Raw genomic sequence first — 15,550 nt, 5'->3', positions numbered from 1 at the left:
TTCTCACAAACCCATTTTCTCATTTCCTTGCAAATCAGTTCCTCGCAAACCACTTCCTCATTTCTCACATCCTCGCACCCCCTCCTCCCTCTTCCCATTACTCCACACCCACCTCCTGCTCCCGCCAAAAAAAAGACCACCGCCTAATGCAGAAACACTCTGCATCAAACAGTGGTCTGTAACTCCTATAGCCGCAAGGAACTGTGCTTAATTGAAACCGGTTGGGGGGATTACACTGCTTCTGCTCACCGTCTATCCAGCTACAACTCTCCGGCAGCTCAGCGGCTCAACCTCTCACTCCCCAGCACAGCCCGCTCCCGCTAAACCGGCCTAAGCCTGCTGGCTGGCAGCGATCGCCTGCTCCAGATCATAGAGGATATCGTCGATGGATTCAGTACCGATGGACAAGCGCAGCAGCTCCGGTGTAACACCGGCGGTAATCTGTTCTTCGTCCGACAGCTGCTGGTGAGTGGTGCTGGCCGGGTGGATGATCAGCGACTTGGAATCGCCGACATTGGCCAGATGGGAGAACAACTTCACGTTCTCGATCAGCTTCACCCCTGCGGCCGCCCCGCCCTTAATTCCGAAGGTCAGAATCGCGCCCTGGCCCTTAGGCAGATATTTCTGTGCCAGCTCATACGAAGGGTGACTCTGTAGTCCAGCATAGCTGACCCACTCTACCGAATCATGCGCCTCCAGATACTGGGCAACCTTGAGTGCATTCTGGCTGTGGCGCTCCAGACGCAGGTGCAGCGTTTCGAGTCCCTGCAAGAGCATCCACGAGTTGAACGGTGAAATGGCCGCGCCTAGGTCACGAAGCAGTTGAACCCGCGCCTTGATGATATAAGCAATCGGTCCGACCGCTTCAGTGTAAACTACCCCGTGGTAGCTCGGGTCCGGCTCGGTCAGGCCCGGGAACTTGCCGCTGGCCTTCCAGTCGAACTTGCCGCCATCCACGATGACTCCGCCGATAGAGGTACCGTGGCCGCCGATGAATTTGGTCGCCGAGTGTACGACGATATCCGCCCCGAATTCAATCGGACGCAGCAGATACGGACTTGGGAAGGTGTTGTCTACAATCAGCGGAATCCCGTGCTCGTGGGCGATGGCTGCAACCTTTTCGATATCCAGAACGTTCCCTTGCGGATTACCAATCGTCTCAGCGTAGAGCGCCTTGGTCTTGTCCGTAATAGCTGCCCGGAAGTTCTCCGGGTTATCAGAATCCACAAAATTCACCTTAATGCCCAGCTTGGGCAGCGTCGTGGAGAACAAATTATAAGTTCCGCCGTACAGGCTTGCGGAGGAGACAATCTCATCCCCTGCCCCGGCAATATTCAGAATAGAGAAGGAAATCGCTGCTGCTCCGGAAGCGGTCGCCAGTGCCCCTGCCCCGCCCTCCAGCGCGGCAAGACGCTGCTCAAACACATCGGTGGTCGGATTCATCAGCCGGGTATAGATGTTGCCGAACTCCTTGAGCGCGAACAGATTAGCAGCATGCTCCGCATCCCGGAAACCGTAGGATGTAGTCTGATACAGCGGCACGGCACGGGCTAAAGTAGTGGGATCAATCTCCTGGCCTGCGTGGATGGCGAGGGTTTCAAAGGACAGCTTGCGCTCTTCTGACATGGGTATTTCCTCCTCTAAAATAGGTAATGTCAAATGTTAACTCTATAAGATTGTACCTATTCTCTCACAAACCATGTCATTTGAAAAGATAAAATTCTTATTAATTCACTGTGTTTTATTAAGTTTAGTAAGCCCCGGCATAGCCTCATGGCTGCTGCGCTATCCCCTTCATGAAGCTCATGAATTTCTCCGCAATTTCTTTGGGGTGGGAACGGTACAAATAATGATTGGCATCCAGCAGCTCCATGTCTGCATGTACGGAATTCTGGATCAGCTTCTCATGCTCAGGAATCCATTGATCGGTTGCCGGATGCTCTGCTTGAACAAAAAGAAGGACAGGAAGATTAGGAGGGAACGTTACCCCTCGCTGTTCAGCCCCTCTAAAGCTGGAGTACATGTTTTCTGCCTCATTTAACAGAGTGGTGTTATACATATTTCTCTGTATCAGCAGTTTCAATTGTTCTTTGGTATGTTCATCATACGGCAGTCCCTCATAAGGGTCAGCACTCAGCTTCAATTGCAGCCGGGCGAAGCCCAGATTGCGGAACCATTTAACCATGCTTGTCTCTGAAGACTCTATTTTCTTCTCGCTCAGCGAGGGTACACTGCTATCCAGTCCGACAAATGTACTTACTTCATCTGAGTATTTATTCACATAATCCAGACTGTAAATTCCTGAAATAGAATGGCCCATAAGGATATAACGGTCAATATCGAGCTGCTGCAGCGCTTCATGGATTTCACTTACGATATTCTCTGAGGTTCGTTCTTTCTTCGTTGCGTCGCTTAAGCCGTAGCCGAAAGGCTCAACCACTACAACCTTGTAATGCGGAGACAGCTCATCGATGAGCAGCTTGAAATCAAGCGCCGGTGAAGCTGTTCCGAAGCCGGGAAGCAGCACGACCGTGTCCGGGCCATCTCCTTGAATGAACACATTCATATTCTTGCCGTCTACGGATACATGCTGGCCGTAAGGCTCTATCCTTTTGGCCTCCGCATTGCTGCTGATTACATTCGTGATATACACAATCCCCACAAAAATCACAATAGCGAGCAGGATGGCTCCCAATATTTTAAGCAGAATCTTGCGCAGTTTCTTGAACCCCGTTTGATTTCCCATTATGTTATTCGCCGATGGTCTCATGTTCATCTTCCCCTATCTTAAATGGTAGTAAGCTTGCTTCATTGACGTTAATGCAAGCTTACCGAACGAAGATGTACTCTTTATGACGACAATATGAACAGAATATGAACCGAATATGTACTATCAGGCGGACGCTACCGCTCCTACAGTTCCAAAATTCCCCTCCGCCACTTTCCCTTTCCGTATATTTTCAAGTTCAATCTATATAAGCAAAAATGCTACAGTTACCTACAAGCGAGCTTGTGTGCAACCGTAGCATAGAATGAGAGTGACGAGCCTCAGGTGTCGTAGCTGACCAGATAATGATGGAGCTCCGTATTATAGCTGCCGATGCTGTGTTCGATCAGCCTGCCTTCCCCGTCATAGGAGTTGCGCAGGCGCTTCAGCACAGGCGTCCCCGGCGGAAGCTTCAGCAGCAGGCATACCTCAGGTGGTGCTGACTCGACAAAAAACCGGTCCCTGAAGTTCTCCAGCACGATGTCGTTCTCCTCCAGCGAGTCGTACAGGGACTGGATGTCCTCCCCCAGCTCTGCCGACCCTCCGCCGGGCAGTGCTGCTGCCGTCAAGAAGTGCACCAGATGGATATAAGGCTGTCCATCCAGAATATACAGACGTTCAATCCGCTGGCAATACGGCCCGTAGCGGCTGTATTCCTCTGTCCCAGTCTCATTGGTGACCAGACTTGTGCTCAGCAGCTTCTTTTCCAGCTTATGACCTGCTTCAACCAGCAGCTCTGTGAACCGTTTGCCCTTAGAGAGCTTCTGATAGGCGGTATTGCGCATGACAATGGTTCCGACACCGCTTTTCTTCTGCACATAGCCTTCCTGGGCCAGCTCCTGGACCGCACCTCGGACCGTCATTTTGCTGACCCCGAACTCCTTCTCCAGCTGCGGCTCGGAAGGGATAATGCTGCCGAGCGGGTATACCCCGTGCAGAATCCGGTCCTTGAGGATCTTCTGGATCTGCTGGTATAAGGGGCCTTGCTTGCGTTTCAGAGACACCTTACGTTCACTACCTTTCAACATCTGAGGTATGGCCATCCAGCGCGCGGAGCACCTCGCTCTCGGTGAACAACGCTGTATCGCCCGGGATGGTATGGGCCAGCATCGCTGCGGCCGCTGCCATATCCACCGTCTGCTGCTGCGGATAATCCTGCAATTCACCATGAATAATGGCACTGGCATAAGCATCCCCGGCACCGATCCGGTCATACACCGGGAAGGTGAGCTTACGGGAGAACGCGAACGTACCTTGACGGTACAGATATCCTGTGAGGGAATGCGTATTGTCTGCGTTAATCTCACGGTGGGTGCCCGCTGCCGCTGCGATTCCGAAGCGCTCCGCCACAGCGGGCACCGCTTGCTTCAACTGTGTTATTCTATCATAATCTGCCGCTGCGGTGCCAAGAATGTACAGCGCATCCTTCTCGTTCATCAGCACCAGATCGGCAAGCGTAAGCAGCTCTTCGTAATGCGGGCGGGCCTTGGCATAACCCTCCTCGCCCCATAACGCCGGACGGTAGTTACAGTCGAATACCACCCTGCCCCCCGCACGCTTCACCTCTGCCGCAAGCTGCTTCATTTGCCCGCGCACCCTGTCATTCATAGCCAGCGTAATGCCGCATAGATGAAGCACATCCACCCGGGAAACCAGCGCCGCCATATCATACTGATCAGCCTCAGCGGTATTGAAGCTGCTGCCCAGCCGGTCGGTATACGTGACTCTTCCGGGGCGGGCACCGAACCCGTTCTCCAGGAAGTACATCCCGAGGTGCTTGCCGCCCCGGCGGATCAGTGACGTATCTACCCCAAGCTTGCGCAGATAAGCGATTGCGGCTTCCCCTACCGGAGTCTCCGGCAAGGTCGTGATTAATGCTCCGTTATGGCCATATCTGGCCAGCGCTGCCGTTACATTTACCCCGCTGCCCGAAAAAGAGTACTCCAGCCTGCTGCTCTGGGCCAGTGTCTCCACCCCCGGAACCTGCAGCCGCATCATCACTTCGCCAAATGCAGCGATTCTAGGCATACCGGTCCACCAGTGATTTCATCGCGCTGAGCAGCGTGCGGACATCCTGGATGTTCGTGTTCCCGGTCTGCGGATCGATGATCGAGGAATAGACATGCGGGATCACCTGCGGTACACCCGCCTGAAGCGCAATCTCCAGAATGGGCGCGAAGTTATCCAGATCGATGCCGCCCGTAGGCTCAAGGGCAAATCCTTCTTCTCCGCAGGCCTTGGCTACCGCACGATACTCTTCTTCCAGCTCCAGCCCCTTCATCGGATAATATTTGAGCGCATTGCCGCCCATGTCCCGGACCAGGGCGATGGCAGCGTGCACCGGAACGATGGCCTGCGAAGCATTCCCCGCGCTGACCGGGCCGGTGGATATATTGACATAGCCCGGCTGTCCGCAGGGAGAGACCAGGCTGTTAATCCAGCTGTCCTTGGCTCCCAGATTGGCCCGGGTCGCTCCTACAGCCGGAAACACCTGATTGATATGGCTGCCCGCATAGCTTGAAGCAATCTCTGCGACTACCGCCGCCTGGCGGTTGTCCCCGGCTCCAAGCCCGATGGATACGGCATCCTGGATCATCTGTCCATACTCCGTCATAGCGGCGGACGCTTCGCGGGCGTTGGCGTAATTTTTGGAGAGTACGCCTACCAGAACATGCCCTTCGGCAGCCTCGTATATATCCTTGGCATTCCTGATACTGCCGGCCAGTACATTCAGTGCCGCTCTGTTCTTATAGAATCGCTCCTGAATCTTGCTCATTATGATCTGCCCCCTATAATCTCATGAATTCTGCTGACAATGACCTGCAGATCATCGCCCTGCAGCGGCCTTGGATCGATATCGAAATACCCTTGCTTCACTCCATAGTCCCGGGTGTACACTGCAATCTCGCCTTCCCGCAGGCGGTCATTGACCTCCCTTGCATCCACGCCCGCAGCAGCGGCATCAATCTGGATGCGTCCCCGGTAAATCGCCCGGCCCGCTTCATCCTGCACGGTGCGGACCGACACTCCGGGAAGACCGGCCAGCGGCTGAAGCGCCTCCAGTGCCTGCTTCTCCTGCTGGCTGTTGTCCGCCTTGTCCTGGTACTCGTCCAGAGCCTTGAGCAGTCCGAAGGTCGTCTCTTTGCCGACCTTCATGCTGCGGCCGATCCCGTGCAGCTGCACCTTTAGCCACCCGATGTATTCCTGCTTGCCAGCTACAATGCCTGAAGTAGGACCTTCCACCGCCTTCGAGCCGCTGTAGATGGCCAGATCGGAATACTGGACATACTTGCGCAGATCCTCCTCCGCAGCCGCATCGACAATCATCGGTACTCCCCTGCGCTGTGCCACCTCCCAGGCTTCCTCCACCGAGATCATATTCTTCTGGACCGCATGGTGGGATTTCACATAGAGGATCGCTGCGGTACGTTCACCGATGGCCTGTTCAATATGCTCTGCACGGCCTTCGTTGGCATATCCCGCTTCAACCACCCGGCCGCCGCCGAGGAAAACCATCGTCTCCACCGGCGCTCCATACTGCACATTATGGCCCTTCAGCATAATGATCTCATTCTTCAGCACCGGCTCCTGGTGCAGACGCAGACTGAGGCGGGGATCTCCGGCGGTCACAATGGCTGCCACCGACAGCGCAATGCCGCTGGAGGCCGAATTCACGACAACAGCCCCTTCCGAGCCGAGCAGACGGGCGATGTACGCTCCCGATTTGTCCACCAGATCCGCAATCTCCACGTACTGCTGCCCGCCCTGCTTCATTGCCTCCATCACCGAATCTGTTGGGGCAGATACACCAAGGATGCTCATTCTTCCACTGGCATTAATCACACGCTTCAATCCATATTTAGCTTGTAATGAGTGATCCATTGATAAAGACTCCTTTTGCTTCAATATAGTGATTCGCGGTCCGGACATCGCCCTCCGAGTCTATAAGCTGCTTCTCTCCGGCTTCCAGAGCGAACAAAGTCAGGTTGGCCTGCCCGCCTACCCGGATCTGCCCAAGCTCCGGCTTGCCGAGCCACGCTGCGGCGCTGCTTGTGACTGCACGGATCACTTCTTCCAGGCTGTAGCCGAGATAGAGGAATTTGGTCAGTACATCCGCCATACTGTACACTGGACCATTCAGCCGGTTGCCCCGGTAGATGTCTGTGCTGATCGTATTCAGCGCAACCCCTGCCTGCTTGGCCTGCTCCGCCACTTGGAAGGAGAAGCTTGCCGTGCCGTGTCCTACATCCAGCAGGACGCCCCGGGCCACAGCGTCCAGCAGCTCGGGCAGCGGGGTGCCGCCCGCCTGGAACAGATTATTGGCTTTGCCGTTCAGGTAATGGGTAATTACATCGCCTGCCCGCAGCAGCTCCAGCACTTCGGAGATCGCAGGCGGAGCGGAGCCGATATGCACCATGAGCGGGAGCTTCATCTCATCCGATAAGGTACGCGCCAGCTTAAGCGGCTGTATGCCGCTGTCTTTGACGACGCTTTGGCTGATGCGGGCTTTCAGGCCGACGATGAATTCAGGATAAGCCTCTACTGCTGCAAGTGCGCAGTTTCGGTCAATCCAGTCCAGCTTGGAGAGCTCATCGGTCCGCGTAAGGCCGATTCTTGAGATATTGAGCAGCGCGAATACCCGTGTATCCGCCAGAAGACTGGCACTATAAAAAGCCCCGATCCGGTCTGCCCCGCAGCTTCCGGCATCCACCACTGTCGTCACTCCCTGCTTCACCCCGATCTCGTCGATCACATCACCATAGGGGTCAAGCTCCGGCACAGCATGTACATGCAGATCAATCCATCCGCTGGAGCCGTATAACCCGGAGCAGTCCAGCAGGGTCCTGCCTTCTGCCTGGCCCGGCGGGGTAATCGCGGTGATGATCCCATCCTGAATGGAGATATCTACCGTCCGGCCGTCCACCAGCCGCAAATTGCGCAGCACGTTCTCTGTGCCCACTTGTCCCATCTCCTTTTTTCCAAATACAGATTTACAGGGGAATTACAAAAAATGATTAATGACATGAACTCCATACATCCTTATATTTAACAAGTAGTAACGGACATGCCGTCCTCTTAGAAAAATATAAAGCTGCTTCACTCCAAAGATTATAATGTTATAATGTTTATAGTAGCACAAGTGTAATCCAGAAGAGAACTGCAATTTCTAAGTCAAGAGGTTCCATCCTAGATTTCTAGTCCGAATATCTTAACACTGGAGGTACTGCTGTATGGCTAATTCCGCACCCAAGCCATCCTTGCTGAACCGGTTCCGGCTGACCTGGAATCATTTCAAGTCAAGGCTGCTGCTGAAATACGCTTTTTCCTATATCCTCATGTTCCTGATCCCGCTCACAGGTGTTACCATCTTCGTCTATGAAAACGCCGTCAAGGGCCTGCGGGTCGAAATTGAACAGTCCAATGTCAATCAGCTCAATCAGGTGAAAAGCACCATCGACGGCCGGATGAACGAGCTTCAGGAGATCGCCGGAAGAATCGCCTATGACAAGCATCTGACTCCTTATATGGTCCGGCATCCCTATTACAGTCTGGAGGCGATTCAGGCACTGGCCAATTACAAGGCCAGCAGCAGCATCGCGGAGGATCTGTTCCTCTACTTCCACGGTGATTCCAATATCTATTCTTATCGCGGCCTGGCTGATCTTCATGTCACCTTCGATACCCTCTATCAGTTCGAGCGCTGGACCTCGGAGGAGCTGCGGCGCGACTTGAACGAGACCCGTCAGCCGCTCGTCCGTCCTGCCGAGAATGTGACCGTCAATTCCCGGATGGAGCCGATGCTCGCCATGCTTGTCCCGGTGAAGCCGAATGACCCTTTCCCTTACGGGACGGTCGTCTATCTGATGAAGGAATCCAATCTTACCGGCGTTATGGATTCGGTTCTGAGCGATTTCTCAGGCAGCAGCTATATCTTCGGCCCCTCCGGCGAGGTGCTGACCGCGAACAGCCATGGCGTCAGCTTTCCCCAGAACGAGCTTCAGACCCTATCCGCCCTTGAGCCGGGGATACACAATCTGGAGCTGGACGGGGAACAGTACTCCGTCGTGTCCGTGCAGTCGGAGGAGAATGGCTGGACCTACGTCACCACGATGCCCAGCTTCCAGTTCTTCAGCCGGGTTGCCCATGTCCAGACACTGATTCTGATTGTCTTCTGTATTACAGTCGTTACCGGCATAGCGGCCGCGCTGCTGCTGGCCAAGCGGCAGTATCACCCGATCCGCGATCTGATGGAGTTCGCCAAGCCGAGAGGCAACAGCAATGAGGCTCCGAAGCTGCGCGATGAATGGGAGTCCATCCGGCAGACGCTTCATGACTACAGTGCCCGGATTGATCTCCAGGAGCCTTTTGTCCGCAACCAGTGCATGCTGCTGCTGCTCAAGCACGGCCAGCCGGATGATCCCGAGATTGAACAGATGATCCTGAGCGCAGGCTTCCGGCATCCGCAGGGACAGGGTCTCTACTTCTCGGCCATCCTGTCCTGGGATGATACCGCTCCGGGCGGCAAGTCCTGGCAGGAACGCCATCTGCTGCAGGAGATGCTGAGCAATATCTGCCTGCCGGGCCCGGATGCGCAGATCTTCGGGATTGAATTCTCGGTCAAGGACCAGTTCGCCCTGATCATCTCCCTTCCAGGGGAGGGAGAACTGCCCGTTCAGAGCCGGATGGAGCAGGTGATTGAAGCGATTCAGGATGTGATCCGTGAACACTCGCAGCTTGCGCTGAGTATCGGTGTCGGTATGGCCTACCGTGATCTCGCCCGGCTGAACCAGTCTTTCATTGAAGCCGCCGCCGCGTTGGAGCACCGGATGATCCGGCGCAGCGGCCAGGTCACCTACTTCGAGCAGCTTGCGGAGCTGAACCCTGCCGCTGCCGAGAGCTTCTGGATTCCGCGCAAAACCATGCTGAAGCTGGAGCAGAGTCTGAAGCAGGGCAACGAATCGGTAGCGGCCCAGATGATTACCGACACCATTGACACGATCAAGGACGAGCCGCTGCAGGTTCATCTGTTGCGGTGTATCTGCTTCGATCTGCTGAACGCTTTTCTGCGCACCGCCTCCGAGCTTGGAATGGATGAGGTGTTCACCAATATGCCGGAGCTGACCTCCTTCGAGACATTAGAGGAGCTGGAGAGCCGGCTGCTCTCGCTGGCTTCCGCCATTTGCGCGCAGGTCGAGCGGAACACAGAGACCAGTGAGTCTTCCCTGATGGATGACATTCTGGAGTATGTGGACCAGCAATTCGCAGACTACACCCTCAGCCTGGAGCATGTAGCGCTGAAGTTCGCCATCTCGACCTCTTATTTAAGCCGGAGCTTCAAGGAGAAGACCGGCAGCAATTTCTCGCAATATATCTGGCAGCGGCGTGTGGACGAGGTCATCCGGCTGCTGGAGAACACCAGCGCTCCGCTCAAGGAGATCATCGAGCAGGTCGGTTACCTGGATGCGCCCAATTTCATCCGCAAGTTCAAAAAAGAAACCGGTCTGACGCCGGGGCAATACCGCAAGGAACATGCCTTGAAGGGGGCCGCTGCGAAAAGACCGGTTTGAAACGGGCGGAGCTTCCGCCCTGCCTGGATAGGCTGAGCTTAAGATTACGGATCACCGCCAATGCTTCATCGTGTGAATAGTTAATAGCCTGAATTCCGGCGGCGGCGGTGGCCGCAGGGAATTTCGGTTTCGTGCAGCTTCATGCGGCTTCGTCCAATTAGATTCAATTAAATCTGGTTATATCCAGTTATATCCAGCCCCATCTGTTTGTCCGGCTCCATGCGGTTCCATCCAATACATCCCAGTTACACTCAGTTCTATTGGTTCCATTAGCTTCGTCCGTTCCATCTGCTTTGTCCGGCTCCATCTGCTTAGTCCAGTTCTATCTGGTTCGCTATCTGGTTCGTCCGGTTCCATCTGGTTCGTCCGGTTCCATCAAATTTTAACCATATAATCCCATTTATCTATTTGCATCCGGTCAAATAAAATTCATCTGCCTTTCGGCCACTTTTCATCCGCCTTCTCGGGCAGAAATCTGGTGATTAACCCAATAATCCTGCAACAAATGCAACATTTCCCTCATCCTATCGTCCAGAATCAGCAATTGTTGCACAAAAAGCAGGATTTCACCTTTTGTAGGCGGCTTAGCAGGAATATTGTTGAATTTTATGCAACAATCGGTCCATACACCTGACTATCTGTGAACCAAAACTGCAAAATATACAACATTTATGTCCTCAATGCCTTATGAAGAGGTCTACGGTCTGCCGGGGTTGAACCAGGCGCCCCAAGAAGCGGGGCTACTGGCTAATCCGCGCTTCCGGGAGCTATCGCCTACTCCGCTTCCTAAAGGCTACCAGCTACTCTGCTTCCTTCAGAATATGCTCCACCAGTTCATCCAGCGGCACTGTGGCGAGCGCGATCGCTGTGTCGGTTACGCCGTAGTAGATATAGAGCAGGCCGTCTTTGACCACATTGCCGGTCGGGAAGATGACATTTGGAATCTGGAAGCCGAATTTCTCGTAATACGTCTCCGGCTCCATAATGAAGTTATGGGTCCGGGCAATAATCTTCTCCGGCTGCTCCAGATCCAGCAGCATCGCCCCCACGCGGTAGACGATCTCTTCATCGACGCCGTGATAGAGCACCAGCCAGCCCTTGTCTGTACGGATGGGAGGCGTAGAGCCGCCGATCTTCCGCGATTCCCAGGACAGGTTCCCGGCGGTGGCGAGCAGCTTGGGTTCTTCCCAATTCACGAGATCCTCGGAATAGGTAATCCACATGGCGGCTTTCTCCGTGCCGTAGGCCTCGCCCACATATTCTTCAGGGCGGCGGAGCAGCACGAATTTGCCGTTTATTTTCTCAGGGAACAGGATGTTGTCCCGGTCGTTAATATCCAGCGGCGTGGTGTCCGCCACGAACTCCCAGTCCAGCAGATTCGTTGACTTCAGAATCGAGGAGCGGGTCAGCCAGTGGCCCTCCTCTTCTCCCCAGCCGTCCGGGTAGGTCGGAATGGAGCGCTCAGGGACGCCGCGCCCGGTAGGATAATAGCTCATGGCGCAAGGGCGCAAGGCGTAGTTCAGGTAGAACGTTCCGTCAATCTTCACAATGCGCGGGTCCTGTACACTGCCGTAAGGGAAGCCCAGCATATCCGGCGTCACAATAGGCTCATCCTTCACATGGGTGAAGTTCACTCCGTCTTCGCTCTCCAGCAGCCCCAGATAGTTCTTGCACGGAGTCAAGGAACCGGCTGTGCGCTCGATCATATAGAACTTGCCGTTGTCGATGATAACCGCCGGGTTGAACACGGTCACCTTGCGCCACTCATAGCCGCCCGGGACGACAATCGGATTATTGGGATGTCTTGTAATTTGCATGTCTATTCCTCCTGCGAATGATGTTGGTGGTATATAAGAAGCACTTAGCCTTTGGACTTGAAGCTTGATCGTCACTCCGGTGAACATTTGGACTTTCGGCCGCTGTTGTCAACAGATTTCTTGATTTAATCCGCTTTTCAGCGGTTGAAACCCGTTGACAAAGGCGGACGCTGCCGCTCCTACAGTTCCAAATTTCCCCTCCGCTTATTTGCTTTCAATTAATTTCATTTGTGCTTCTTATATAGCTTAAACGTCTGGACCTCGTAGGGTCTGAAGGACAGCGGAATCACACCGCAGCTGGTCGTCACGGAGCCGGTCGTGCTCTCCAGCAGATTGACGCGGCAGGCGCTGATCTCCTGGTCCTTCCAGTCCAGCGTGGCCGACTCTCTGCTGCCCGCAGCTTCATACAGCCGGATAATCGTGCCGCTGCCGTCCTCTGCTTGCTTGATCGTATCAAGCATGACATGACCGCTCTGGAAGGCGAGCCAGGCATGGGTGCTTGGATAGCGGCCGGGATGTGCAGCTTCGCTAATCGCCAGCAGCGGCTCATTCAGCGCTGCCGCTTCCCGTACCACATCCGCCTGCCGCCACTCTCCGCTGTGCGGATATAGGGAATAAGTAAATTCATGCTCCCCCTGATCGGCATTGCGGTCCGGCCAGCGCGGGGAACGCAGCAGCGAGAGGCGCAGCACCCCGTTATGGATGTCATAGCCGTATTTGCAGTCGTTCAGCAGGCTGACGCCATAGCCGCCCTCGGACAGATCGGCCCAGCGGTGTCCGCAGACCTCGAATTGCGCCTGCTCCCAGCTGGTGTTGCGGTGGGTCGGGCGCTCCAGCGCGCCGAACGGAATCTCATACGTAGCCTTAGTTGCCACAATATCCACCGGAAAAGCAACCTTCAGCAGCTTATGCTGCTCCCTCCAGCTCACGCGGGTGCGGAAATCCACCCTGCGGCTGTTCCGGGGCAGCACAATCTCCTGCTCAATCTGTGATTCACCGAGCTGCCAGCGGAACTTCAGCACGGTCTGCACAGGGCCGCTGCTGACTACCCGGCGGTCCAGCAGCTTCGCCTTGCCCGCAGGCTGCTGCTCATAACGCGGGTCTATATCCCAGGCATCCCACAGCGGCGGGGTGTCATGATAGAACTGCAACTGGTTGCCGGTCTGGCCGGGCTGGAGCAGCTCACGGTCCGCGCTTTTGTCCAACCAGCGGCTGATTTCGCCGTCTTCATTGAATGTCAGGATATAATGGTCCGTCTCCCATTGCTCCGGGAACTCGTCTCCGGCGGCGGGATCACCCTGCAGCTCAAGCCGTACTCCGGCTGGCTCCGCAGCCTCCCGCAGCCAGATTGTCCGGCAGCCGAAGGCCGGAACCTTACGGACCTGTACAGCCAGTGTGTAGCTGTCCCCGCCAGCCTCCGTGTTCCAGCATTCAGTCGGCAGCATGCCATCTTCATCGAATACCTGCACCTCAGCCAACTCAGACCCGCCCGTAAGCCGGATGACCTCCGTCCGCTCCCAGCCCAGGCTGTTGAAGACCACATAAGGACGGCCCTCGCCAGACGAAGTATTCACCTGACCCGCCAGAGTGTGCAGAGCGGTGTCCAGCACCTGCCCGCCCAGACGGAAGATCTCGGCGTATTCCTCCCGCGAGGTCGTATACACCTCCGGGATGGAGGTGCCGGGAATGATGTCATGGAACTGGTTGAGCAGCAGCAGCTTCCAGCCCTCGGCCAGCTCCCCGGCGGGCAGCAGACGCTGCACATCCGGCTGCTCCGGCTGCCCCAATTCCAGAGCACCGTCCTTCTCCGCCAGCACACTCCAGATCTCCGCCTGCCGGTACAAGATCTCCGCCTTGCGGTTACTGCGCTTATTGTAGGCATGGGTCGTGAAGGTCCCCCGGTGCAGCTCCAGATAAAGATCGCCGTGCCACGCCGGAAGCTCCGGCTGGCGCGAGCCGATCTCCGAGAAGAAGGCTTCGGCCGTCGAGAATCTGCTGACCGGCTGGCCCGGCGCGAGATCAGTACAGGCCACATATTCCAGCATCTCGTGCGTGACCCCGCCTCCGCCGTCGCCGTGGCCGTAGAGCAGCATCAGCTCATCGTGCTCTTCCTTCTGGGCGTAGGCCTCCCAGTGCTCCTGCACATCCTTCGGATGCGTATGCTCGTTCACCCCATGGTTCTGATAGGCCACAATCTTCGTCCCGTCAATGCCGACCCAGTGGAATAAGGTATGCGGGAAGGAATTGGTGTCATTCCAGCCCAGCTTGGTGGTCATGAAATAATCGATGCCTGCCTGCTTCAGCAGCTGCGGCAGGGAAGCGCAATAGCCGAAGGTATCCGGCAGCCATTCAATCGTGGAATGCTTGCCGAATTCCTTCATATAGAAGCCCTGGCCGTACAGCATCTGCCGCACCAGCGACTCCCCGCCGGGAATGTTCAGATCCGGCTCCACCCACATGCCGCCGACCAGCTCCCACCGGCCTTCGGCAATCCGCTCCTTGATCCGCCCGTACAGCTCGGGATAATGCTCCTTGGCGAAGGCATAGAGCTGGGGCTGGCTCTGCGAGTACCGGAAGTCCGGGTACTTGTCCATCAGTGTACAGACCGTGGAGAAGGTCCGGCTGACCTTGCGGACCGTCTCCCGGACCGGCCACAGCCAGGCCACATCAATATGCGACTGGCCGACCATATGCATTGTCCCCGGGTCCAGTCCCGCAGGCCGTTCCGCTGCCGCAGCTTCCCGAAGCTGCTGTTCCGCCGCAATTACGGCCCCGCCGTCCAGCAGCAGCTCCTCCTTCATATAGAGCGTGTCCATCACCCGCTCCAACGCCTTAAAGCTGCGGAGGCGGCGCATGTCGCCCTCCGGCAGCAGAAGGGCCGCTTCATACACGATCCGCACCGTATACAGCAGGCTGTATACGGGACGATTAACGCGCACAAACTTCATTTCAATGCCCGTCAGCGGCGGCTTGATCACCGCCTGGCGGTTCAGCGGGTCCTCCGGCTCAGGCACCGGATCATACAGCTCGATGTCCAGCTCCAGGCGTTCACCCGCAGCGCCGGACGGCAGCGGAATGAACCAGTGATTGCTGTCCAGGCCATGGTATGGCGCTCCGTCCAGCTTCAGCAGGCCTTCCCCGCGTCCCAGATAGAGCAGCGCGGCCTCTTCCGGTCCCCAGTCTCCCGGAACCGTGATCTCCCGCTGAAGGAAATAGGTGGTTCCATATCCTCCGTCCAGCAGGGAAACGTTGTATTGCTGGTGCAGCTCCTCCTCATGCTCATAGCAGCCCGGAGTGAGGTAACGGGATTTGCGCATCCTCCATTCCGCAAGCTCTATCTTCTCAGCCCACTGCCGCTTGGCCAGCCATCCGGTGAACCGCTCCATTCGCTTCATGGC

At 55.9% G+C, this 15,550-nt stretch carries 10 protein-coding genes; 1 reads left to right on the top strand and 9 read right to left on the bottom strand.

The genetic code is table 11. The annotated features are described in order from the left end of the window. Positions 1-330 precede the first annotated feature (330 nt). The 7 genes from MKY96_RS00755 to MKY96_RS00725 all read right to left on the bottom strand — a co-directional run bounded on the left by MKY96_RS00755 (position 331) and on the right by MKY96_RS00725 (position 7,736). Positions 331-1,626 (bottom strand): homocysteine synthase, encoded by a 1,296-nt coding sequence (locus MKY96_RS00755; RefSeq protein WP_076084569.1) that lies wholly within the window; start codon positions 1,624-1,626, stop codon positions 331-333. A gap of 145 nt (positions 1,627-1,771) precedes the next feature. Then, positions 1,772-2,746 carry an alpha/beta hydrolase gene (locus MKY96_RS00750; RefSeq protein WP_339251396.1) on the bottom strand — a complete coding sequence of 325 codons (975 nt, stop codon included), beginning with the start codon at positions 2,744-2,746 and terminating at the stop codon, positions 1,772-1,774. A 302-nt stretch (positions 2,747-3,048) separates the two neighbouring features. After that, entirely contained in the window at positions 3,049-3,795 is a 747-nt protein-coding gene (locus tag MKY96_RS00745) for a GntR family transcriptional regulator (protein WP_209876752.1), read from the bottom strand. Further along, positions 3,782-4,795 (bottom strand): sugar kinase, encoded by a 1,014-nt coding sequence (locus MKY96_RS00740; RefSeq protein ID WP_036730392.1) that lies wholly within the window; start codon positions 4,793-4,795, stop codon positions 3,782-3,784. Before MKY96_RS00740 ends, MKY96_RS00745 begins: the two co-directional genes overlap by 14 nt. Continuing rightward, complete coding sequence (gene dagF / locus MKY96_RS00735) at positions 4,788-5,543, bottom strand: 2-dehydro-3-deoxy-phosphogluconate aldolase (protein WP_339251400.1); 756 nt, start codon at positions 5,541-5,543, stop codon at positions 4,788-4,790. Before dagF ends, MKY96_RS00740 begins: the two co-directional genes overlap by 8 nt. Then, entirely contained in the window at positions 5,543-6,649 is a 1,107-nt protein-coding gene (locus MKY96_RS00730) for a DgaE family pyridoxal phosphate-dependent ammonia lyase (protein ID WP_339251402.1), read from the bottom strand. Before MKY96_RS00730 ends, dagF begins: the two co-directional genes overlap by 1 nt. Then, complete coding sequence (locus MKY96_RS00725; RefSeq protein ID WP_339251404.1) at positions 6,627-7,736, bottom strand: amidohydrolase/deacetylase family metallohydrolase; 1,110 nt, start codon at positions 7,734-7,736, stop codon at positions 6,627-6,629. Before MKY96_RS00725 ends, MKY96_RS00730 begins: the two co-directional genes overlap by 23 nt. Positions 7,737-7,998: 262 nt before the next feature. Between MKY96_RS00725 and MKY96_RS00720 the strand changes: the two genes are divergently transcribed. Next, positions 7,999-10,335, top strand: a complete 2,337-nt coding sequence (locus MKY96_RS00720) for a helix-turn-helix domain-containing protein (RefSeq protein WP_339251406.1) — start codon at positions 7,999-8,001, stop codon at positions 10,333-10,335. Between the two features lie 800 nt (positions 10,336-11,135). On the opposite strand, the gene MKY96_RS00715 is transcribed toward MKY96_RS00720, so the two are convergent. Next, positions 11,136-12,152, bottom strand: coding sequence for a glycoside hydrolase family 130 protein (locus MKY96_RS00715; protein WP_340937919.1), 1,017 nt, complete (start codon positions 12,150-12,152; stop codon positions 11,136-11,138). Between the two features lie 224 nt (positions 12,153-12,376). Then, a complete protein-coding gene (locus tag MKY96_RS00710) occupies positions 12,377-15,547 on the bottom strand; it encodes an alpha-mannosidase (RefSeq protein ID WP_340937917.1) in 3,171 nt (1,056 codons plus the stop codon). Positions 15,548-15,550: the final 3 nt, after the last annotated feature.

Source organism: Paenibacillus sp. FSL R7-0302 (assembly GCF_038006885.1).
Taxonomy (GTDB): Bacteria; Bacillota; Bacilli; order Paenibacillales; family Paenibacillaceae; genus Paenibacillus_AQ.
Note: the sequence above shows the minus strand (reverse complement) of the source record. Positions and strands in the feature narration are given on the sequence as shown.